The following is a 20,970-nucleotide window of genomic DNA, read 5'->3' as shown; positions in this document are numbered from 1 at the left end:
GTGAAGACAACGGAAGGATCGAGACCATGTTTCCCGTCGAGCTGCGCGGCACCGAGGCGCAGACGCTCATGTGGGCCCACGAGCACGAGGTCGAGCAGTCCGCGCTCCGGCAACTGCGCAACATCGCCGCGCTGAAATGGGTCCACGGCGTCCGCGTGATGCCCGACGTGCACCTCGGCAAGGGGGCCACGGTCGGATCGGTGATCGCGATGAAGGACGCGGTGTCGCCCGCCGCGGTCGGCGTGGACATCGGCTGCGGCATGGAGAGCGTGCGCACCGACCTCACCGCCGCGGATCTGCCCGACAACCTGCGGTCGCTGCGGTCGCGGATCGAGGCGGCGGTGCCGGTCGGCTTCCAGGCCCATCACGACGCCGTGGACGTCATCCGGCTCGGCTCCCAGGTCGCCGGGCTCGGCGCGAGCACTACGACGCTGCGGGCGGGTTGGGAGCGTTTCTGGGGTTCGTTCGGCACGCTGGACGCCCGGGTCCAGCCGCGCGAGTCCAAGGCGCACAAGCAGATGGGCACGCTCGGCGGCGGCAACCACTTCATCGAGGTCTGCCTGGATCAGGAGCAGCGGGTGTGGATCCTGCTGCACTCCGGCAGCCGCAACATCGGCAAGGAACTCGCCGAGCGGCACATGGCGATCGCGCGCACGCTGCCGCACAACATCGATCTGCCCGACCGCGACCTGGCGGTCTTCGTCTCCGGCACGCCGGAGATGGAGGCCTACCGCCGCGACCTCACCTGGGCGCAGGAGTACGCGGCGCGCAACCGCGCGGTGATGCTCGCCCTGGTCTGCCGTGCGGTCGCCGCCGAATTCGCCGAGCGGAAAGTGCGTTTCGAGCAGCCCATCAGCTGCTTCGCTGGAGAGACCTCGGTAATGACGGAACAAGGTTGCCGCCCCATCGCCGAACTCGCGGGTGGCATGCATACCTTGCTCACGGAGGGCGGCAAGTGGGTGAAGGCGCCCGTCTTGTCCTTCGGGCACCAACCACTCTGGGAGTTGGTCGTCGGGCGCTACGGACAAGAGCGCACGATCCGCACGACAGCCGAGCACCGCTGGCTTCTTCGACCAAAGGTGGCACACAACCGCACCGAAGCACTCACCTCGGGACTCCGCGTCGGAGACCGCCTTGCCTACGTCTTCCCGAAGCGCCCGGATGACCTACGACCGTCTCGGGAAGGAATCGCCCGCGGCTTCGTGTTCGGCGACGGCAGCATTGCTGGTAACGCGCTGGCTTGTGCAGTTTTCTATGGGTCGAAGGACATGGCACTACTGCCCTACTTCGACAATCTCGAGCGCGTACGAACCTACTATTACCTGTACTCGGACGACCCATCACGAAAGACCTACGTGAAGTTGAACGAGGTGGCGCAACTTCGAGAGCAGGGCCACAACGTACAACCGTACAAGCGGCTCGGCGGGCTTCCGCGCGAGTGGAAGCGCGAGTACCCGGCACTCGACGGATCGACCTCCGATCTATACGGCTGGCTCGCGGGCTACTTCGCGGCAGACGGCGAGGTCGGTAAGACCGGCCGCCCTGCCATCTGGTCTGCGAATCGCGAGGATCTCGAATTCTTCAAGACCGCCTGCGATGCACTCGGCATCTGGACCCTCCCGATTCGGAGGAAAACACGCGAAGGGTTCGGCCGGCCCCAGTCCGACGTGTTCGTTATGGGCATTTCACGCAGTGACCTCACGCCCGAGTTCTTCGTCCACGCGAAGCACCGCTCGCGGTGGGCTGCCAACAGGCAGGCTGTCGAGCGACGCGGATGGACAGTTCGCTCCGTGCGGCCCATCCCACATGTGGCAGAGGTCTTCTGCGCTGTCGTGAAGGACACGCACTCCTTCGCTCTCGAGGGAAACATCCTTACCGGAAACTGCCACCACAATTATGTGGCGGAGGAGCTGATCGATGGCGTGCCGATGCTGGTCACCCGCAAGGGCGCCGTGCGCGCGGGCGCGGGTGATCTCGCGCTGATCCCCGGCTCGATGGGTACTCGCTCGTACGTGGTGCGTGGCAAGGGGAATCCGGCCTCGTTCCAGTCGGCTTCGCACGGCGCGGGACGGCGGATGAGCCGCAACGCGGCCAAGAAGCAGTTCACCGTGGCCGATCTCATCGCCCAGACCGAGGGCGTCGAGTCGCGCAAGGACGCGGGCGTGGTGGACGAGATCCCGGCCGCGTACAAGGACATCGACGAGGTCATCGAGGCGCAGCGCGACCTGGTCGACGTGGTCGCGACGCTGCGTCAGGTGCTCTGCGTGAAGGGCTGACCGTCGCGGTCTGGATCCGCCGCCCGCTTCCTGGATACCATCGGGTATGCCTTGGCGGCCGTCCTTCTTCGCCCCCGCTCCGGGTTCCGACCCGGCGGCGGGGCCGCCGGAGATTCCCGGCGTGCGCCGGTCGGAGGTGACCGCCCGCGGCGTGCGTTTTCACGTCACCGAGGCGGGTCCGGCGGACGGACGCCCGGTGCTCGCGCTGCACGGCTGGCCCGAGCATCATTACGCCTACCGTCACCTGCTCGCCGATCCACCGGACGGGTTGCGGATCATCGCGCCCGATCTGCCCGGGTACGGCTGGTCGGGTCCCGCGCCACATCGGTGGGCCAAGGACGACGTCGCCTCCGACCTGCTCGCGTTGCTGGACGCGCTCGGCCTGGACCGCGTGCTGCTGGCCGGCCACGACTGGGGCGGCTACATCGCCCACCTGCTCGTGCTGCGCGAGCCGGAGCGCTTCGACGCGCTGCTGGCGCTCAACATCGCCCACCCGTGGCAGACGCCGCGCGATTTCCTCCCGCACGCGTGGCGGTTCCTGCTCTACCAGCCCGCCGTCGCGGCGTTCGGCACCTACCTGCACCGGCGTACCCGCTTCTTGGAACAGTTCGTCTTCGCCGGCGCCGTACGCCATCGCGAGGCGTTCGGACCCGAGGTGATCCGGGCCTACGCGGACCGCTTCCGCGACCCCGTCTGTGCCCGCACGGCGACCGACACCTACCGCACCTTCCTGCTGCGCGAAGTGCCCCGATCGGCCGGGCGCGGCGAACAACGCCGAGCGCGGGTGCCGATCCTGGCCCTGTTCGGCGTCGAGGACGCGGCGATCCATCCGTCGCTCGCCTCCGCCGAAACCGCCCGCGCCGACGACTATCGGCTCGAACTGGTCCGCGACTGCGGCCACTTCATCATCGAGGAACGCCCGGACCTGGTCCGCGCCCGGCTGGCCGAGCTGGCGGCGGCGACGGCGCGTCCCGCTTGAGTCCGACCGGCGGCGAGCCGAGCGCCGCCGACCGCGTGGGAATGATGCTCACCCGGCGACTATGTGAAACTCGGGACCGAGCTGCGAGACCGCAGGTGACGACGGCATAGGAGAAACCTGCATGGTGCGCATCGGGGTCACCGGGCATACGAACTTCACGCCTGCCACCGAGCCGCTGGTGTCCGCCGTGATCGGTGAACTTCTCGCCGCGTACGCCGCCCCGGACCTGGTCGGCGTGAGCTGTATCGCCCGCGGCGCCGACTCGATGTTCGCGAAGGCCGTTCTGGATGCCGGCGGGCAGCTGGAAGTGGTGTTGCCGTCGCGGAACTACCGGGAAGCGCAGGTGCGGCCCGACCAGGCCGGCCTTTTCGACGAACTCGTCGATCGCGCGGCGGCGGTACGAGTGATGGACTTCGACGACGCGGGGCTCGAGGCCTACGAAGCGGCGAACGAGACGATGCTTGCGTCGTGTGATCGGCTGATCGCGGTATGGGACGGCGCGGCCGGGCAGCGCGGCGGTACCGGATCCGTGGTCGCGCTCGCTCGCCGGCGTGACGTGCCGGTCGAGATCGTGTGGCCGGAAGGCGCCGCCCGGCTGACCCGGTAGTCGGCGAGCCCGGTGTGGCGGCGGTCGGGCGCGCGGCCACCTGTCGGAGTCGTCGGGCACGATGGAGCGCATGACCACGGCCACCGGCGCGTCTTCGATCGACCTCACCGCCCCCGACCTGCGCGAGCACGCCGAACAGCTGCTGCGCGAGCTGGCCGGTGTGGGCGCTCGGCTGCGGGAGGACCAGTGGACCGCGATCGAGGCGCTCGTCGTACGGCGGCGCAGGGCGCTGGTCGTGCAGCGCACCGGCTGGGGAAAGTCGGCGGTGTACTTCATCGCCGCGAAGCTGCTGCGCAGGGCGGGGCGCGGGCCGACGGTGATCGTGTCGCCGCTGCTCGCGCTGATGCGCAACCAAGTGGCGGCGGCGCAGCGCGCGGGGGTGGTCGCGGCGACCATCAACTCCGGCAATGTCACCGAGTGGGACGAGATCCACGCCGACGTCGCAGCGGGCGCGGTCGATGTGCTGCTGGTCAGCCCGGAGCGGTTGAACAACCCGGACTTCCGCGATCAGGTCCTGCCCCGGCTCGCCGCCGACGCCGGGCTGGTGGTGATCGACGAAGCGCACTGCGTCTCGGACTGGGGCCACGACTTCCGGCCGGACTACCGGCGCATCCGGACGCTGATCGCCGACCTCGGCTCCGACGTCCCGGTACTCGCGACCACCGCGACCGCCAACGACCGGGTGGTCACCGACGTCGCCACCCAAATCGGCACCGACACGCTGGTGCTGCGCGGCACGCTGGATCGCGAATCGCTGCACCTGTCGGTGGTCCGCTTCGACGACGCCGTGGAACGCACCGCCTGGCTCAGCGGCCATCTGCACCGGCTGCCCGGCTCCGGCATCGTCTACACGCTCACCGTCGCCGCCGCGCACGATCTCGCCGACGTACTGAACTCGCACGGCCACACCGTCGCCGCCTACACCGGGCAGACCGACCCCGCCGAACGCGAGGCTTTGGAGGCCGCGCTGCTGAACAACGAGGTGAAGGCGCTCATCGCCACCTCAGCGCTGGGCATGGGCTTCGACAAACCCGACCTCGGGTTCGTGGTGCACGTCGGCGCGCCGTCCTCCCCCATCGCCTACTACCAGCAGGTGGGACGCGCCGGGCGCGGCACCGACCGGGCCGAGGTGATCCTGCTCCCCGGCCCCGAGGACGCGCGCATCTGGAGTTACTTCGCCTCCGTCGCGTTCCCCCGTGAGCACATCGTGCGCGCCGTGCTCGACGCGCTGGACTCCGACCGCGCGTTGTCCACCGCGGCGTTGGAGCCGCTGGTGGAGCTGAATCGCTCCCGGCTGGAGATGGTGCTGAAGGTGCTCGACGTGGACGGTGCGGTTCGCCGCGTGCGCGGCGGCTGGATCGCCACCGGCCGTCCGTGGACCTACGACACCGAGCGCTACGAGCGCCTGTCCATCGCCCGCGAGGCCGAACAACAGGCCATGATCGACTACCAATCCACCACCGATTGCCGGATGGAATTCCTGCGCCGCCAGCTCGACGACCCGGGACTGTCCGCCGACGCGGCGGATTCGCCCGGCTGCGGCCGCTGCGACAACTGCACCGGCAGCCGCCCCGACCGCACCGTCGCCGCCGACGCGGTGGCCGCCACCAAGGCCCGGCTCGACCGCCCCGGCATCGATCTCGCGCCCCGCAAACAGTGGCCCACCGGCATGGCCAAGCTGGGAATCCCGTTGTCCGGCAAGATCACCGGCGGCGCCGAAACCGGCCGCGTCCTCGGCAGGCTGACCGACCTGGGCTGGGGGCAGCGACTGCGCGCGCTGCTCGACGGCCCGGACGATCCGGTCCCCGACACGGTCTTCGACGCCTGCGTCGCCGTGCTGCGCGAATGGGATTGGGCCACCCGCCCGAGGTCGGTACTCGCCCTGGAATCCCCGCGCTATCCCGTGCTCACCGCCACCCTCGCCGCCCGGCTGGCCGAGGTCGGCCGCCTGCGGGACCTCGGCACCCTGCGCACCCGCCCCGACCGCCCACCCGTCTCGGCGGCCAACTCCGCGCACCGCGTAGCCGGACTGTTCGACTCCTGGGAGATCCCCGACCTCACCGACGTGCCGGGCCCGATCCTGCTGGTCGACACCATCACCGACACCGGCTGGACCTTCACCGTCGCCGCCCACGCACTCCGAGCGGCCGGCGCAGACGCCATCCTCCCGTTCGCCCTGGCCACGCCGACATAGTCTGCGGACTCAGACCGGTCTCCTACATCCCCACAGAGAGAGTCGCCCCGCGCCGTCGAACAAGTTACCGGCGTCCGTCGAAGCCCAGCGGCAATCCCACCGGCGTAACGGCGGCACATCGGGGTGGCACGGCTACCGTCCTACGCGCCCAGCTCACCCCGACTCCCGGTTTCGAGCGAAGCGAGACCGAGCATGTTCCGTTCGCGGCCCGGCTCGCGTTTGCGCGGCCGTCGCGTACGCGACGAAGGAGCAAGCGGCGGTCGCGCAAACGCGAGCCATAAGGGGGCCGCGAACACGCAGCGCCGCAGGCGCTGCAATCAAAGACTCAGCGTCGCCCGCAGCCGGGCGTCGAGGGACTCCGTCTCCTCCGGGGAGAGCATGCCGAGATGTTCGGTGAGCCAGGGGCGATAGGCGCGGTGCAGTTTCAGGGTGTCGGCCCAGCCGTGCTCGGTGAGAGTGGCCAGCACATGCCCGGGGTCGGCGTCGCGCAACGGGACGACTTGCAGCCAGCGATAGCGCGAAGTGATGACCGCCGAGTCGGAGACCAGCACGACCGTCATGCGCCGCGGGAACGGGGTGCCGTCACTGAGCGTCGGGGCGTAGCGCCAGATCTCGCCGCGTCTCATGCGGCGCCGGCGGCATCGTCTTCGGCGGCCTGGGTGAGCGTCACGTCGTCGTAGGCCGCGGCCAACTCGGCCTCATCGTCGATGGCCAGTGCGGTCAGGCTGTCGTGCACGAGCGTGGAGCGCAGCGCGGCGTTGATCACCGCCGACAGGCTGCGGTTCTGGCGATCGGCCACCTCCCTGGCCCACTCGGCCACCTGCGGATCCAGCGTGACGGTCACGCGCGTCGCCTTGCTCATACCGGTATGCATACCAGAGCGGTGCAACGCCGGGAACCCCACCGCGGCAAAGCTCGCGCCGGTTCGAAGTCGCGCGAGGCTTTCCTGCGCTTCGCCCACTACAGTCGATCCGTGGCCAGCAAATCCACCGGGTCGGCGATCGAGCTCGAGGTCGGCGACCATACGATCCGCGTCTCCAACCCCGACCGCGTCTACTTTCCGGAGAGCGGCGCCACCAAGCTGGATCTGGTGCGGTACTACCTGAGCGTCGGGGACGGCATCGTCAACGCGCTGCGCGACCGGCCCTGCATGCTGCACCGGTTTCCCAAAGGACTCGCGGGCGACAAGGTGCATCAGAAGCGGCTTCCCCCCGGCGCGCCGGACTGGATTCCGACTGTGCGGGTGTACTTCCCGCGCTATGGGAGGCATGCCGACGAGTTGTGCGTCGAGAAGCTCGCCGACGTCGTGTGGGCGGTGCAGATGTCCACGGTCGAGTTCCATCCGTGGAATTCGCGCGCCGCCGATACCGAGCGTCCGGACGAGTGGCGCATCGACCTCGACCCGATGCCGGATTGCCCGTGGTCACGGGTGCAACGGGTCGCCGGGGTTGTACACGAGGTTCTCGACGAGATCGGCGCCGTGGGGTGGCCGAAGACCTCTGGCGGCAAGGGCATGCACGTGTACGTGCGGATCGCGCCGGATCAGGGATTCCAGGACGTGCGCCGCGCGGCGCTCGCGTTCGCCCGGGAAGTCGAGCGGCGGGCGCCCGACGACGTGACCACCACCTGGTGGCGCCGCGACCGCGATCCGAAGATGCTGTTCGTCGACTACAACCAGAACGCCCGCGATCACACCATCGCCGCCGCCTACTCGGTGCGCGGCGTCCCCGCCGCCACGGTCTCCACACCGGTACGCTGGGACGAAATTCCCGACATCGATCCGCGCGACTTCACCATGGCTTCCGTTCCCGCTCGCTTCGCCGAACTCGGCGATCTGCACGCGGGCATGGATGACGCGGTGTTCCACCTGGATCCTCTCCTGGAGTGGGCCGAGCGGGACAAGGTGGACGTGGAGCTCGACGAGGAGCAGAGCGAGGCCTAGCGCCGCGCCGAACGCACACCCCGCGACCGGTCGGCGCACGCCGGGCGGTGTTACGGTCGCAACGTCCCGCTCGCGACCACGTTCCTACTGCTCCGAAGGAGGTCCGTCCATGAACCGACCGGCAGTGACGATCGCGATCGGCCCCGGCGACCCACCTCCCACGCTGCTGGAGAAGGCCGTCGTGGGGGCGGGCGCCACCCTCTCCGATCTCGGCGAGGCGCGCGGGCTGATCTGGGCCGGCGACGCCGGCGAGTTCCCGGACGAATTACCCGCCGGTGTGGAGTGGGTGCAGCTTCCGGCCGCAGGCGTCGAGGACTGGTTCGCCGCGGGCGTCATCGCCAGGCATCCCGGTGTGCGATTCACCTCCGCCGCAGGCGCTTTCGCGGCGAGCGTGGCCGAGCACGCGCTCATGCTGCTGCTCGCGGGCGTCCGCTACCTGCCCGAGCATCTGCGCGCGTCGGACTGGCGGCAACAGGACTTCTTTCCGCACGTCGGCACACTGCGCGGCAAGACGGTGACGATCGTGGGCGCGGGCGGCATCGGCCGCGCGCTGATCCCGATGTTGGTTCCGCTCGGCGCGCACATCATCGCGGTGAACCGCAGCGGGCGTCCGGTCACCGGCCCCGGCATTCCCTCTTCGGTCGAGACTATTTCCGCCGATCATCTCGGCCGGGTCTGGCCGCACACCGATCACGTGGTGATCGCCGCGCCCGCCACGCCCGCCACCAGGAATCTCGTCGGCGCGGACGAACTCGCGCGGCTCAAGCCGTCCTCGTGGATCATCAACGTCGCGCGTGGCAGCCTCGTCGACACCGACGCGCTGGTGGCCGCGCTGGCCTCCGGCGCGATCGGCGGCGCGGGCCTCGACGTCACCGACCCGGAGCCGCTCCCGGCCGGTCATCCCCTCTGGTCGCTGCCGAATGCCATTGTCACTCCTCACGATTCGAACCCGCCGCAGCTGCGGTTGGCGGCCTTCGCCGACCATGTCGAAGCGAACGTCTCGCGGTTCCTCGAAGGCCGCCCGCTGCTGGCGCCGATCGACCCCGCGCGCGGGTACTGAGAGCGTCCGCGCACAACAGAATTCGAGCCAACAGGGCCTCTCCATTCGGCGGCGATGGACGCTCCGGTCATGATCCGCGCGACCCGTCACTGCCAGGCGCGGCGTGCCCACCACTGCGGAAGGCGCTGAGCGGTGCCGGTCGGGCGGTCGTTGTCCGGTGACGAGTCGAGTGGCTCGCCCGGTCGGCATCAGCCGGACAGCGCTCGGCCGAGGATCTCCTCGATGACCTCGCTCTTGGCGTTCGCGTAGTGCTGCACGAACTTCCAGTCCCGCCGCGCGAGAGCTCTTTTCGTGCGCTCGTAGTACTTCCGATCTTCGTCGTGCGCGCGCAGCCGGTCGCGGAAGGCGAGGATCCGCTCGATCTCCGGTGCGCCCGACTCCGGCGAGAACACGTGCGCATTCACGCTTCGTCGCGCACCGCTCTGCACCCGGCGGACAAGACAGCGATGCTGGTACCAGTCCGGTTGCCGGACGCGCAGCGCGTACCCGGCAGCTTCGAGAGCCGGTAGATAAGCGGCTTCGTCGTCGGCGTCGGGAACCAGCAGCAGGATGTCGATCAGCGGCTTGGCCGCGAGACCGGGAACCGACGTGGAACCCGTGTGCTCGATCCGCAGCGCCACATCGCCGAGTGCCGCGCGTATCACGGCTTCTTCCTCGGCATACCAGTCCGGCCACGCGGGGTTGTAGTCCTCCACCACGACCTCGACCGCATAGGGCTCCAACTCGCCGACCGTCGCCGCCGCGATCTCGTCGTCGTCCAACGTCGCCACACGTCACGGTAACCGGTCCGGATTACCTTTTCTAAATGTGCCATTGACAACTGGCACATTGATGGCTGATTCTTAGCGCATGACAAGGTCAACGAGGACCTCGGTCCCCGGCGTTCCTACCGCGCCCTCGACCCGTGCCACCGTGGCCGCTGCGGCCACCCGGCTCACGCTTCGGCCGGTGAACTGCGCGGTGCCGATGAACGCGCCGGGCGTCTGGTTCGCACGCAAGCTCATCGCCACGCTGATGGCCGTCGGCGGTCCCGTGCCGCCCGGTACGTCCGTCACCCAGGTCCGGTCGGGCGCGGTGCGCGGCGAATGGGTGCGGGCGGCGGGCGTGCCGTTCGGGACGCGAGCCGTCTACTACATCCACGGCAGCGGGTATGTGATCTGCTCGGCGCGCACGCATCGCGCTCTCGCGGCTCGGCTGTCGGCGAAGACCGGGCTTCCGGTCTTCCTCACCGACTATCGCCTCGCGCCCGAACACCGGTTCCCCGCCGCCGCCGACGACGTCGAGGCGGGCTACCGCTGGCTGCTCGACCGGGGCATCGCCGCGCAAGACCTGGTGATCGCCTGCGACTCCGCGGGCGGGCATCTCGCATTGGACCTGCTCGTCGAGAACGGACGACACCGCCGCCCGCAGCCCGCGGCCGTCGCGATGTTCTCCCCGCTGCTGGACCTGACCCTCGGCTTGGCGGCCGAGCGGGAACGCGTCCGGACCGATCCGCTGATCTCCGCCGCCGCCGCGAGCAGGCTGCCCGCGGCCTACACCAACGGTCACCCGGCCGACGCCGCGCGCCTGCGGCTGACCATCCCGCAGGGTCTCGCGCTGCCGCCGATCCTGGTGCAGGTCGGCGGTACCGAGATGCTCGCCGCCGACGCGCGGGCGCTGTGCGAGATGGTCCGGCGCGCGGGCGGCAGCTGCGAACTCGAGATCTGGCCTGGGCAACTGCACGTCTTCCAGGCCCTTCCCCTGGTGGTGCCCGAGGCCGACCAAGCCCTCGCACGCGCCGCCGACTTCCTGCGCGCGGCGCTGGTCGCTACCTCCGGTACGGAAAAGGTGAGCTGAGATGTTCGGATTGGACAAGCTGGTGGCCCTGGGCCGGGCCCGGCGCACGCACGGTGCGCGCGCCGTGGTGACCGGCGCGGGCAGCGGCATCGGCCGCGCGTTCGCGCTGGAGATCGCCGCCCGTGGCGGCCGGGTGATCTGCGCCGACATCGATGAGGCGCGCGCCGACGAAACGGTCGCCCTGATCGAACGCGCCCACCCGGGCGCCGCGCACGCCTTCCGCTGCGACGTGGCGCAACGCGAGGACGTGGAGTTGCTCGCCCGCTTCGCCGAAACGCTGTTCGAGCGCCCGGTCGACCTGGTGATCAACAACGCCGGCGTCGGGATCGGCGGAAAACCCGTGGGGCACATCGGCTTCGACGACTGGCAGTGGGCACTGGGCATCAACCTGTGGGGAGTCGTGCACGGCTGCGAGGTCTTCGCCCCGCGCCTGCGGGCCGCCGGACGCGGCGGCATCATCAACGTCGCCTCGGCCGCCGGATTCGCGGCCGCGCCTTCCATGGCCGCCTACAACGTGTCCAAAGCCGGTGTGCTGTCGCTGTCGGAGACCATGGCCGCCGAATTGAGCGGCACCGGTGTCGCGGTGACGGTGCTGTGCCCGACGTTCGTCCGCACGAACGTCGCGCGTGACGGCCGGATCACCGAGGAATCGGCGCAACTGGCCGACTTCCTGATGCGCTGGACCGGTTTCTCCCCCGAGCGCGTCGCGCGCACCGCCCTGGACGCGCACGACCGCGGCCAGCTCTATGTGCTCCCCCAACTGGACGCGCACGCCGTATGGCTGCTCAAGCGTTGCTTCCCCGCTCAGTACACCTACGTCCTCGGGCTCCTGGAGCGGCTGCTGCCCCAGGACCACTCGACCACCACCGACCGCACGCCGGTCACCGACAAGACAGGAGTCTGACATGGCTGCCATCGCGATGGACTTCGACGACATGCTCCGCAAGATCAAGGACCGCCAGTGGGCGCTGGCCGACATCGATTGGGACGCGCCGGGCCGCGAGACCATCACGCCCGAACTGCACGCCAAACTCAAGCCGTTCATGGCCGATCTGATGTGGATCGAGAACGTCGGCGCGCGCGGCTTCGCGGCGATGGCCAAGAAAGCGCCCACCGAGACGTTGCGCGAGATCTACCGCTATTTCCACGCCGAGGAGCAGAAGCACGCGAACGCCGAGCTCGCGCTGATGCGCCGGTGGGGCATGCTCGACGGCGACGAGATCCCGCAGCCGAACGTGAACGTCAAGCTGGTGATCGACTTCCTGGACAAGTACTCCGACGACATGTCGCTGTCGTTCCTCGGCACCGTGATCCCGATGCTGGAGGTCGCGCTGGACGGCGCGCTGATCAAGTTCATCATGGACGAGATCGAGGACCCGGTCTGCCAGGAGGCGTTCAAGAAGATCAACTCCGACGAATCCCGGCACCTGGCCGTCGATTTCGCCGTGATGGATCTGCTCGGGCACGCGGAGATGCGCAAGCTGTTCATCGACCTGGTCGGCGGCTGGGCCAAGCCCTCGCTGATCATCGGCGTGCTGAGCTATGTGCCGCTGCTGAACAAGATGCGCGACAACATCGTCGCGATGGGCGTCGACGAGGAGAAGCTCTACGGCGCGCTCAGGCGGTACGCGAACGTCGGCGAGCGCAGCGAATTCGCGCGCAGGCTGCCGATGTACCAGATCGTGAAGACGCACGGCGGCTGGGTGATCGACCGCGGTCACCCCTACCACCTGGTGGCCGACGCGCTGGTGAAGATCACCGGGTTGCTGCCGAGGGCACTGCTGCGCAACAACCCGACCTGGTCGAAGGAACTGACCTACGAGCCCGCGGCATGACAGGGAACCCGATGAGCACGCACACCCTCGACGTCGCCGTGATCGGCGGCGGGTTCGCCGGAATCGGCACGGCCATCCGGCTGAAGCAGCGCGGCATCCACGATTTCGCGATCTTCGAGCGCGGCGCCGCGATCGGCGGAACGTGGCGCGACAATACCTATCCCGGTGCGGCGTGCGACATTCCGTCGCGGTTGTACTCCTACAGTTTCGCGCCGAACCCGGATTGGTCGCGCACCTACTCCGGGAGCAACGAGATCCTCGGCTACATCGAGGCGATGGCCACGGAATTCCGGCTCGGTCCACACCTGCGCTTCGGGCACAACGTCACCGGCATCGTGTTCGACGAGCAGGCCGGAGTCTGGCAGATCACGATCGAGGGCCACGCCGAGCCGATCCTCGCCCGCACCGTGGTGCTGGCGTCCGGTCCGCTGGCCAACGCGAGTCTCCCGGATATCCGCGGCATCGAGACGTATCGGGGTCACAAGATCCACAGCGCCCGCTGGGATCACGACTACGACTTCACCGGCAAGCGAGTCGCGGTCGTCGGCACCGGGGCCAGCGCGGTCCAGATCATCCCCGAGCTGGTCGACAAGGCCGCTTCGGTGAAGGTGTTCCAGCGCACGCCCGGCTGGGTGCTGCCGCGGGTCAACCGGCAGACCAACGGCCTGACCAAGGAGCTCTACCGCCGCGTGCCCGCCGCCGAACAGCTGGCCCGGCGCGCCTGGTTCTACGGACACGAGTCGGTGGCGCTGGGCGTGGTGTGGAATACGCCGCTGACCAGGGTGGTCGAGCTGGTCGGCAAGGCACAGCTGCGCAGGCAGGTCAAGGACCCCTGGCTGCGCCGTCAACTCACCCCCGACTTCCGGGCCGGTTGCAAACGCCTGCTGATGACCGATGACTACTACCCCGCTCTCCAGCGGGACAACTGCAAGCTGATCACCTGGCCGATCGCCCGGATCTCCGAGCACGGCATCCGCACCGCCGAAGGCATCGAGCACCAGGCGGATTGCATCGTCTTCGCGACGGGTTTCGACGTTTCCAAGACCGGGACGCCCATTCCGGTGGCCGGGCGCGACGGCCGGATTCTCGCCGACGAATGGGCACGTGGCGCCTACGCCTTCAAGAGTGTCGCCGTCTCCGGGTATCCCAACCTGTATTTCACCTTCGGACCCAATTCCGGGCCGGGGCACAACTCGGCGCTGGTCTACATGGAAGCCCAGATCGACTACCTCGTCGGCGCGATCGGCGTCATCCTGGACCGGGACCTGCGCATGCTCGACGTGCGGCAGGATCGGCAGGACCGCTACAACGCCGCCATCCAGCGCAGGCTCTCCGCCACCACCTGGAACTCGGGATGCCGCAGCTGGTATCTGACCGAGGACGGCTTCAACGCGACGATGTATCCGGGCTTCGCCACGCAGTACGTCCATCAGCTGCGCGCGGTCGATCTCGACGACTACCTCGTCATCGAGCAGACCGCCGACCAGCGGCGACAACGAGTGGCACCGGTTTCGTAGGTGCCGGGAGACCGGCGGCGCGGACGATAGACTCGGTCCGCAGGGAGTTCAGCGGCGCGCCGCCGGTCCATCGGCGCCTGGTCAGCGAGGGAGGTGAGGTCGACGCCGGAGTACCGGATCGATGACCTCGCGCGCGCCGCGGGCACCACCACCCGCAACGTGCGCGCTTACCAGGAACGCGGACTGCTGCCGCCGCCGGTCGGCAAGGACGGCAGGGCCAGCATCTACGACGACGCGCACCTCGAGCGGCTGCGCCTGATCGACGCGCTGCTGCAGCGCGGCTTCACCACCGCGCACATCGCCGACTTCATCACCAGCTGGGAGACCGGCAAGGACCTCACCGAAGTGCTCGGCCTGCAGCACGCCGTGACGGCGTCCTGGGCCAAGGACGAGTCCTTCGAGGTGCCCCGCGAACTGATCGGCACCATCCTCGGCGCCGACGCCGACGAACTGGTCGACCGGCTGCGCGAGATGAAGCTGGTCCGGCTGGAGGGCGACACGGTGGTGTTCACCGAGACCCAGCTGCTCACCTCGTTCGCCGAGTTGCACGAGTACGGCCTGGAACTGCGCACGCTCATCGAGATCTACGCCAAGGTGGCCGACCGCATCGATGACATCACGCACATCATGATCACCGCGGCCAAGCAGCACATCATCGATGAGCACGGGCCCGGCTGGATGCCCGACACCAGCGGCGAAATCGCCGAGACCACAACGATGCTCAACAAGATGCGCGAACTGGCGGTGGCCTCGGTGCACGCCACGCTCGCCCGCTCACTGGACGTCACGCTGCGCCGCGAACTGGGCGATTATCTCGCCACGGCGGCCGAGCGAGAGAAACAGCGCAGCGAATCCGGCCACGACGTACCCTCCTAGACAAGCGCAGAGTGCCGACCTTCGACGGATGGAGTCGCAGTGGCGTCCGACCAACCGAGAATCCCTCCGCTGCCGCTGGTACGGGCCGTCGAGTCGGTGCGCGGCGCCTTGGCTCTGGCGTTTCGAAAGCTGGTGCCCGGACACGTCGCACTGATGGAATTGATCGCCGCCGGGTGGATCACGCAGGCCATCCACGCCGCCGCGGTGCTCGGCGTGGCCGACGAACTCGCGGCGGGACCGCGGTCGGGTGCGGAGCTCGCGGCGGCGGTCGGCGCCGACGAGGGCGCCCTGCGGCGACTGCTGCGACTGTTGATCAGTCACGGCATCTTCACCCAGCAGCGCGACGGGCGCTACGCGCTGACGCCGATGGCACGAGCCCTGCGCCGCGATGCCGACGTGTCGTTGCGCGACGCGGTGCTGTTCTTCGGTTCGCCCGGGCACCGCAATCACTGGTCGCATCTGGTCGACGCGGTGCGCACCGGGGAGCCGGTCGGCGAGAAACTCGACGGGATGCCGTTCTTCGACTACGTCCAGCACGACCGCGAACTCGGTGAATTGTTCGACCGCGCGATGACCAGCATCGGCACCTTGGCGATGGAACCGCTGTTCGCGGCCTACGATTTCGGCCGCTTCGAGACCCTGGTGGACGTAGGCGGGGGCGAAGGGACGCTGCTCACCGAAATCCTGCGCCGCGCACCCCGATCGCGCGGGATTCTGTTCGACCTGCCGGAGGTGGTGGCCGACGCGCCCGCTCGGCTCGCCGAGCTCGGTCTCGCCGATCGCTGCGCGGTGCACAGCGGATCGTTCTTCGACAGCGTCCCCAAGGGGGGCGATGCCTACCTCCTCAAGCACATTCTGCACGACTGGGCCGACGCGGACGCCGGGCGCATTCTGCGCACGCTGCGTGCGGCCATGGAGCCCGACGCCCGGTTGCTGATCGTCGAACTGGTCGTCCCCGAACACACCGCCCCGCATCCGAGCAAGTACATCGACCTGGAGATGCTGGTCAACGCGGGCGGCCGGGAACGCACCGAGGCCGAGTACCGCGAGTTCCTCGCGCGGCACGGATTCACGCTGACCAGGCGCGTGCCGACGGCCTCACCGGACAACGTGCTGGAGGCGCGGCCGAGCTGACCGGCGCGATTCCGGAAACGCCGACAGCAGAAACGTGTTCGCTGATCGTCGGCTACGGCGTCGTGGCGGGGACGAGGAACGCGAGGGTGGCGATTCCCACGGCGCCGTCGGCCACGCAGGTGACGCGCATCGGCTTGCCGACCGGCGTCTGTTGCGATTCGAATCCGCTGTAGTAGCCGAACACCGGCCCGGACCGCCCCGACGGCTGGAAGAAGCCGAGACATTCGGCCTCCAGCACCGAGGCTCCCTCGCCGCTGTGGCACAGCGCGGCCGCGTCGGTGACTCCTCGGTCGACATAGCAACCGGCCGGCTCCGCTCCCGCTGGCCCGGCTCCGGCCCAGACGAGGCCGCCCGCGAGGAACAGCAGAACGGTTCCCGCGCCCACTCGCCGTATCGTGGTGTGCACCGCAATCCCTCCTCGGCAGATCTCAGCCCTACCCGGTTGTTGCCGTGCGGGGTAGTCGCTTCGCCCAAGCGACGCGAACCCTTTCTGATATTCCAGCAGAACCGGAGCGGACGGTCGAGCACGACACCGCCTCGAAATCACGGTTTTTCAGGACGGATGCCGGAAGGCCGTGAGTCCCCGTGCGGTACATCTCTTGTCCCGGCGTCGGGACCGCTAGGCTACGAGCAGCATTGGCGGGTTCGGTGAGGATGTGATTCGGCCGTGGAATGGACCTTCACTCCGGACGAGTTCGCCTATATCTGGCGCGAAACCGACCTGGATCGCCACCCCTACCCGTTGCGCATCCTGGAGACGCCCCGCACCGAGGACGAGGCCGAGAAGTTGCGCATCGCCATCGCCGAGCGGCTGCCGCTGCGCTCCGACCCCGACCTATCGGCCTGCCTGCGCATTCTGGCCGAACCGCACACCAGGATCGTGGCGATCGGCGGCGCCCATCAACCGGGCAGTGAACTACGGTTGCTCGCCGCCGCCATCTACGATCGCGCCGTGCTCGCGGTGCAGGAACCCGGTGCCGACCCGGATTTCGGTGGCCGCGTGCGCATTTCGATCGGCCACAGCACCAAACTGGGCCGACGGATCGCGGCGCTGCTGCCGAGAACGCCCGCGGGCCGCGAACCCGCTCGGGTCGCGTCCGGTGACGCGGTACGCGACCAGGAGACCGTGCGCGCGCGGCAACAGGCGGCACCCCGAATCCGCAAGCTGCTGCTCGAACCGCATACCGCCGAGGGCCACATCAGAATCGAACCGCGATTGGATCGCCCCACCCCGCCCCCACCGATCCACTACACCTGGATCGATGTACGCGACGACGGAAGATACCTGATCAAAGCGGGCGACGAAGTGCGGATCGCCCCCGCTTCCGCCGAGCAGATCGCCCTCCAATTGCAAAAACGCATACCGGTATAGCTCGTTCTCGCGGCCGTGGCCGCCGCCTAATGCTGACCAGGTACCGAGCTTCCGGTTAGTCTGAGGCGGACCGACCGATCTCAGGGGTGAGCGATGACGATCGAGACCAGCCGAGCCGATATCGCCCGATTCAAGGAGGCGGCGCAGAGCGGGACCGTCCAGTTCGATCCGGCGGCGGCTCGGCAGTGCGCTGAAATGTACGAGCGGCAGGCCGATCGGCTGCTCCACCTACAGCAGCGCCTCCAATCCGCCGCGGATCTAGGCGGTTTCGGTGGATTCGTCTCCGCACAGCAATTACAGGCCGGTTTCAGCCACAAGGCGCGGGACGCGGCCGCACTGCTCGACCACTACATCGAAGCGGCCTACCGCATGAAGGAAGCATTCTTGATCAGCGGAGGACTGTTCGAAGAGGCCGACGCCGCGAGCGCCGCCGCCCTGCGCGCGGTCCAGACGAGGTTGCCCCGATGAGCGGTTCCGATCCCACCTACATCAGCTCGATGGAGCATTTCGAGTCCCTGCGGCACGAGGAGATCTACGCGAAGGCGCAGCAGATCGACGCCGCGCAGGTACTGCGCGCCTCGACGATCTGGCTCGAGGCGGCAGGGGCGCTCACCACATCGTTCCCACTCACTCGCGGCAGTGTGGACCGCGTGATGGACACGGCTGGATGGAAAGGCGCCGCCGCCGACGCCGCGCAGGCGTGCGCGCGCAGTTTCGCGGCGTCGGCCGACGAACTGGCCGCGGTGCTCGGTCAAGTGGGCGCCCGGCTCGGCGGGGTCGCCGCGGCCGCCGAGGCGGTGAAACTCGCGGTGGTGCCGCCGGGCGCTTCCGGGCCGGTCGGCGCGATCGCGCGACTGCTGGAAGCGGCGCACGTCATCAACGCGCAGATGGCGCAGGAGGCGCTGCGCCAGGAAGCCGTGCTCGCGATGAACATGGTCTACAAGCCCGCCTACAGCGCGGCGGGAACCGCCGTGCCCGCGCTGCCCGAACCACCCGCTGTCACGGCGCCGGCCGCACCACAGACGCTCTCCCCTGGCACGCCGAGGTACTCGACCCCCGAGCCGGTGCTTCCGGACGACGAATCATCGCCGTACACAACGCACCCCGCACCTGATACCACGCAACCCACACCCGACGCTCCGGAATCGTCCGCGCCGTCCCACCCGCCGTCATCGCCGACACAACCGGCACCGGGCGCACAGCACACTCCCTCGGCGCCACCCACCCAGCAGACGCCACCACCGCAGCAGTCCCCCTCCACCGAGACCCCGGCACCGCAGCAAGCTCCGTCCACCCAGACACCGACGCCACAACCCACGCCGTCGCCGTCCCCCGAGCCTGCACCGCAGACCCAGCAGGCGCCCTCGACCACACCTCCGCCGCCGAGCCCTGCTCCCGCACCGGACATTCCGGAGCCCGTGCAACCGCCCAGCTCGTCGGCACCGCCCGCACCGCAAACCCCGGAGCCCGTGCAACCGCCGAGTTCGTCGGCGCCGCCACCGCCCGCACCGCAAACTCCGGAACCGGCGCAACCACCGAGCTCGTCGGCGCCGCCACCGCCCGCACCGCAAACTCCCGAACCGGCGCAACCACCGAGCTCGTCAGCACCTCCACCGCCTCCGCCCGCACCGCAAACCCCGGAACCCGTGCAACCACCGAGCTCATCGGCACCCCCACCGCCACCGCCCGCACCGAGCCCACCACCGCCGCCGCAACCCCCGGCTCCGGGCCCCGGGGTTCCACTGCCCGATCCGGGTGGCCAACCCGGCGTCACGGGCCCGGTGGAAGGCAACCAGCAGCAGATACCGACGACCAACCAACCGGGCGTCGTCCCGTCCTGAGGGCGGTCCGCCGCCTCGGTCACCACGCCGTGGCGGCGGGGAGTTCCGGGCAGCATCGCGCCGGGCGCTCAGCGCATCTCGGATGCGGATGGTGTCACCACGCCGTCCGTACAGCTCCCGGCCGTCACCGCACAACCTGATGTCGACCGGTTGCGAGCCCAGAACCGCTTCGCGTCGCCGCGACGGCCACCGGCGGGCAGAGTTCGGCCGAGCCGCGATCGAGCCGCCCGTGCTCGCGAACTACTCACCTGGGTGCACGAGCAGAGGAGTTTCTCAGGATGGGCCCGGGGCGTCAGGTCGTGGACGAAAGAGCGCATGGCTGTGCCCGACATGCCCGCAGCCAGTGCGAAATCAGACCTTGACCAGGTCGTCGGCGTGGATCACGGGGCGTTGCATGGTGTCGGGGAGTTCGGCGGTGGAGCGGCCGAGCATGCCCGCCAGTTCGGTGCTGTCGTATTCGACGACGCCACGGGCGACGACGCGGCTGTCGGGGGCCACCAGGTCCACCACGTCACCGCCGTAGAAGCGGCCCCGCACGCCGACGATTCCGGCCGCGAGCAGCGATCGGCGCCGGTGTGCCACCGCTTGGACGGCGCCGTCGTCGATGAGCAGGGCGCCGCGGCTGTCGGCGGCGTGCCGGACCCAGAATTTGCGGGCGGACAGGCGCACCGGGCGGGCGGCGAACGCGGTGCCGACGGTGCCGGTGGTCAGGGCGGTGGCGGCCGACGAGGCGGCGGCCAGCAGCACCGGCACGCCCGCGTCCGCGGCCAGCCGCGCCGCCGACAACTTCGACGCCATGCCGCCGGTGCCGAGCGCGCCGCCGCTGCCCGCGATGACGCCGTCCAGGTCGGCACTGCTGCGCACCTCGGGAATCAGCGTGGCCGCGCCCTTGCGCGGGTCGCCGTCGTAGAGGCCCGCCACGTCCGACAGCAGCACCAGCGCGTCGGCGCCGATCAGGTGGGCGACCAGCGCGGCGAGCCGGTCGTTGTCGCCGAAGCGGATCTCTTCCGTTGCCACGGTGTCGTTCTCGTTCACCACGGCCACCGCGCCGAGCGAGCGCAGACGGTCGAGGGTGCGCTGGGCGTTGCGGTGATGCTCGCGGCGGGCGAAGTCGTCGGCGCTCAGGAGCACCTGCCCGACCGTGCGGTGGTACCGGGCGAACGACGTGCCCCAGGCGTGCGCGAGGGCCAGCTGCCCGACGCTCGCCGCGGCCTGCTTGGTCGCCAGATCACGCGGACGGCTGGTCAAGCCGAGTGGCGCGATGCCCGCGCCGATCGCACCCGAGGACACCACCACCACATCGGATCCGGCGCGCATCCGCGCCTCCACCGCGTCGGCGAGCAGATCCAGCCGCGCGGTGTCCAAGCCGCCTTTCAGACTGGTCAACGCCGACGAACCGATCTTCACCACGACCCGGCGCGCCGCCGCGATCGCCCGCCGCGCCTCGCTCAGGCCCGACGAATCCGCCTCGGCAGTCATGGATTTCATCTGCATCGCCACC

Annotated in this window: 20 protein-coding genes and 1 pseudogene; 16 read left to right on the top strand and 5 right to left on the bottom strand. The window is 69.4% G+C overall.

Annotated features, from left to right (window positions below):
• Window positions 1-26 precede the first annotated feature (26 nt).
• The 5 genes and pseudogenes from ON29_RS08010 to ON29_RS07995 all read left to right on the top strand — a co-directional run.
• Window positions 27-896: pseudogene (locus tag ON29_RS08010) on the top strand (RtcB family protein); the annotation flags it as partial.
• Window positions 882-2,276 carry an RtcB family protein gene (locus tag ON29_RS37625; protein WP_306307211.1) on the top strand — a complete coding sequence of 465 codons (1,395 nt, stop codon included), beginning with the start codon at window positions 882-884 and terminating at the stop codon, window positions 2,274-2,276. The pseudogene ON29_RS08010 and the gene ON29_RS37625, both read left to right, overlap by 15 nt.
• Before the next feature lie 46 nt (window positions 2,277-2,322).
• Window positions 2,323-3,255, top strand: coding sequence for an alpha/beta fold hydrolase (locus tag ON29_RS08005; protein ID WP_051174977.1), 933 nt, complete (start codon window positions 2,323-2,325; stop codon window positions 3,253-3,255).
• A gap of 121 nt (window positions 3,256-3,376) precedes the next feature.
• A complete protein-coding gene (locus ON29_RS08000; protein ID WP_040865511.1) occupies window positions 3,377-3,862 on the top strand; it encodes a hypothetical protein in 486 nt (161 codons plus the stop codon).
• A gap of 70 nt (window positions 3,863-3,932) precedes the next feature.
• The gene (locus ON29_RS07995; protein WP_040865573.1) at window positions 3,933-6,056 is read left to right on the top strand and encodes a RecQ family ATP-dependent DNA helicase; all 2,124 of its coding nucleotides are present in this window, start codon (window positions 3,933-3,935) and stop codon (window positions 6,054-6,056) included.
• Window positions 6,057-6,373: 317 nt separating this feature from the next.
• On the opposite strand, the gene ON29_RS07990 is transcribed toward ON29_RS07995, so the two are convergent.
• Complete coding sequence (locus tag ON29_RS07990) at window positions 6,374-6,682, bottom strand: hypothetical protein (RefSeq protein WP_040865510.1); 309 nt, start codon at window positions 6,680-6,682, stop codon at window positions 6,374-6,376.
• Window positions 6,679-7,017, bottom strand: coding sequence for a hypothetical protein (locus ON29_RS07985; RefSeq protein WP_245548860.1), 339 nt, complete (start codon window positions 7,015-7,017; stop codon window positions 6,679-6,681). The genes ON29_RS07990 and ON29_RS07985 overlap by 4 nt, the downstream gene beginning before the upstream one ends.
• 12 nt (window positions 7,018-7,029) lie before the next feature.
• Here ON29_RS07985 and ligD point away from each other — a divergent pair, with 12 nt between their 5' ends.
• Together ligD and ON29_RS07975 are read left to right on the top strand one after the other, a co-directional pair.
• Window positions 7,030-7,998 carry a non-homologous end-joining DNA ligase gene (ligD, locus tag ON29_RS07980; RefSeq protein WP_040865572.1) on the top strand — a complete coding sequence of 323 codons (969 nt, stop codon included), beginning with the start codon at window positions 7,030-7,032 and terminating at the stop codon, window positions 7,996-7,998.
• Window positions 7,999-8,107: 109 nt separating this feature from the next.
• Window positions 8,108-9,058 (top strand): D-isomer specific 2-hydroxyacid dehydrogenase family protein, encoded by a 951-nt coding sequence (locus tag ON29_RS07975; RefSeq protein ID WP_040865508.1) that lies wholly within the window; start codon window positions 8,108-8,110, stop codon window positions 9,056-9,058.
• 188 nt (window positions 9,059-9,246) lie between these two features.
• On the opposite strand, the gene ON29_RS07970 is transcribed toward ON29_RS07975, so the two are convergent.
• Complete coding sequence (locus tag ON29_RS07970) at window positions 9,247-9,828, bottom strand: GrpB family protein (RefSeq protein WP_040865507.1); 582 nt, start codon at window positions 9,826-9,828, stop codon at window positions 9,247-9,249.
• 79 nt (window positions 9,829-9,907) lie between these two features.
• On the opposite strand from ON29_RS07970, the gene ON29_RS07965 reads away from it, so the two are divergent.
• The 6 genes from ON29_RS07965 (at window position 9,908) to ON29_RS07940 (ending at window position 16,256) form a co-directional block, all read left to right on the top strand.
• Complete coding sequence (locus ON29_RS07965) at window positions 9,908-10,894, top strand: alpha/beta hydrolase (RefSeq protein WP_040865506.1); 987 nt, start codon at window positions 9,908-9,910, stop codon at window positions 10,892-10,894.
• A 1-nt stretch (window position 10,895) separates the two neighbouring features.
• Window positions 10,896-11,798 (top strand): SDR family NAD(P)-dependent oxidoreductase, encoded by a 903-nt coding sequence (locus tag ON29_RS07960; protein ID WP_051174976.1) that lies wholly within the window; start codon window positions 10,896-10,898, stop codon window positions 11,796-11,798.
• A gap of 10 nt (window positions 11,799-11,808) precedes the next feature.
• Entirely contained in the window at window positions 11,809-12,729 is a 921-nt protein-coding gene (locus ON29_RS07955; RefSeq protein ID WP_040865570.1) for a reductase, read from the top strand.
• Between the two features lie 11 nt (window positions 12,730-12,740).
• Window positions 12,741-14,246, top strand: a complete 1,506-nt coding sequence (locus ON29_RS07950) for a flavin-containing monooxygenase (protein WP_040865569.1) — start codon at window positions 12,741-12,743, stop codon at window positions 14,244-14,246.
• 93 nt (window positions 14,247-14,339) lie between these two features.
• A complete protein-coding gene (locus tag ON29_RS07945; RefSeq protein WP_040865505.1) occupies window positions 14,340-15,122 on the top strand; it encodes a MerR family transcriptional regulator in 783 nt (260 codons plus the stop codon).
• Window positions 15,123-15,161: 39 nt separating this feature from the next.
• Window positions 15,162-16,256, top strand: a complete 1,095-nt coding sequence (locus tag ON29_RS07940) for a methyltransferase (protein ID WP_040865504.1) — start codon at window positions 15,162-15,164, stop codon at window positions 16,254-16,256.
• Window positions 16,257-16,308: 52 nt separating this feature from the next.
• On the opposite strand, the gene ON29_RS07935 is transcribed toward ON29_RS07940, so the two are convergent.
• Complete coding sequence (locus tag ON29_RS07935) at window positions 16,309-16,662, bottom strand: hypothetical protein (RefSeq protein WP_157172689.1); 354 nt, start codon at window positions 16,660-16,662, stop codon at window positions 16,309-16,311.
• A gap of 261 nt (window positions 16,663-16,923) precedes the next feature.
• On the opposite strand from ON29_RS07935, the gene ON29_RS07930 reads away from it, so the two are divergent.
• The 3 genes from ON29_RS07930 to ON29_RS07920 all read left to right on the top strand — a co-directional run bounded on the left by ON29_RS07930 (window position 16,924) and on the right by ON29_RS07920 (window position 19,469).
• Complete coding sequence (locus ON29_RS07930; RefSeq protein ID WP_040865502.1) at window positions 16,924-17,628, top strand: ESX secretion-associated protein EspG; 705 nt, start codon at window positions 16,924-16,926, stop codon at window positions 17,626-17,628.
• Window positions 17,629-17,721: 93 nt separating this feature from the next.
• Window positions 17,722-18,096: a hypothetical protein gene (locus ON29_RS07925; protein ID WP_040865501.1), complete on the top strand. Its 375-nt coding sequence runs from the start codon at window positions 17,722-17,724 to the stop codon at window positions 18,094-18,096.
• On the top strand, window positions 18,093-19,469 hold the full coding sequence (locus ON29_RS07920) for a hypothetical protein (protein WP_040865500.1): 1,377 nt from the start codon (window positions 18,093-18,095) through the stop codon (window positions 19,467-19,469). The genes ON29_RS07925 and ON29_RS07920 overlap by 4 nt, the downstream gene beginning before the upstream one ends.
• A gap of 351 nt (window positions 19,470-19,820) precedes the next feature.
• On the opposite strand, the gene proB is transcribed toward ON29_RS07920, so the two are convergent.
• Window positions 19,821-20,948 carry a glutamate 5-kinase gene (proB, locus tag ON29_RS07915; RefSeq protein WP_040865568.1) on the bottom strand — a complete coding sequence of 376 codons (1,128 nt, stop codon included), beginning with the start codon at window positions 20,946-20,948 and terminating at the stop codon, window positions 19,821-19,823.
• Between the last annotated feature and the right edge of the window lie 22 nt (window positions 20,949-20,970).

The sequence above is a fragment of the Nocardia exalbida NBRC 100660 genome (assembly GCF_000308575.1).
Lineage (GTDB): Bacteria > Actinomycetota > Actinomycetes > Mycobacteriales > Mycobacteriaceae > Nocardia > Nocardia exalbida.
The sequence above is the reverse complement of the archived record's forward strand: the minus strand, read 5'-3'. Positions and strand labels throughout refer to the sequence as shown.

What these genes read in the sequence shown, in the direction of transcription:
- ON29_RS37625 (WP_306307211.1), top strand. Translation starts at nt 882, where the DNA reads ATGACGGAACAAGGTTGCCGCCCCATCGCCGAACTCGCGGGTGGCATG.
- ON29_RS08005 (WP_051174977.1), top strand. Translation starts at nt 2,323, where the DNA reads ATGCCTTGGCGGCCGTCCTTCTTCGCCCCCGCTCCGGGTTCCGACCCG.
- ON29_RS08000 (WP_040865511.1), top strand. Translation starts at nt 3,377, where the DNA reads ATGGTGCGCATCGGGGTCACCGGGCATACGAACTTCACGCCTGCCACC.
- ON29_RS07995 (WP_040865573.1), top strand. Translation starts at nt 3,933, where the DNA reads ATGACCACGGCCACCGGCGCGTCTTCGATCGACCTCACCGCCCCCGAC.
- ON29_RS07990 (WP_040865510.1), bottom strand. Translation starts at nt 6,682, where the DNA reads ATGAGACGCGGCGAGATCTGGCGCTACGCCCCGACGCTCAGTGACGGC.
- ON29_RS07975 (WP_040865508.1), top strand. Translation starts at nt 8,108, where the DNA reads ATGAACCGACCGGCAGTGACGATCGCGATCGGCCCCGGCGACCCACCT.
- ON29_RS07965 (WP_040865506.1), top strand. Translation starts at nt 9,908, where the DNA reads ATGACAAGGTCAACGAGGACCTCGGTCCCCGGCGTTCCTACCGCGCCC.
- ON29_RS07960 (WP_051174976.1), top strand. Translation starts at nt 10,896, where the DNA reads ATGTTCGGATTGGACAAGCTGGTGGCCCTGGGCCGGGCCCGGCGCACG.
- ON29_RS07950 (WP_040865569.1), top strand. Translation starts at nt 12,741, where the DNA reads ATGAGCACGCACACCCTCGACGTCGCCGTGATCGGCGGCGGGTTCGCC.
- ON29_RS07925 (WP_040865501.1), top strand. Translation starts at nt 17,722, where the DNA reads ATGACGATCGAGACCAGCCGAGCCGATATCGCCCGATTCAAGGAGGCG.
- ON29_RS07920 (WP_040865500.1), top strand. Translation starts at nt 18,093, where the DNA reads ATGAGCGGTTCCGATCCCACCTACATCAGCTCGATGGAGCATTTCGAG.
- proB (WP_040865568.1), bottom strand. Translation starts at nt 20,948, where the DNA reads ATGACTGCCGAGGCGGATTCGTCGGGCCTGAGCGAGGCGCGGCGGGCG.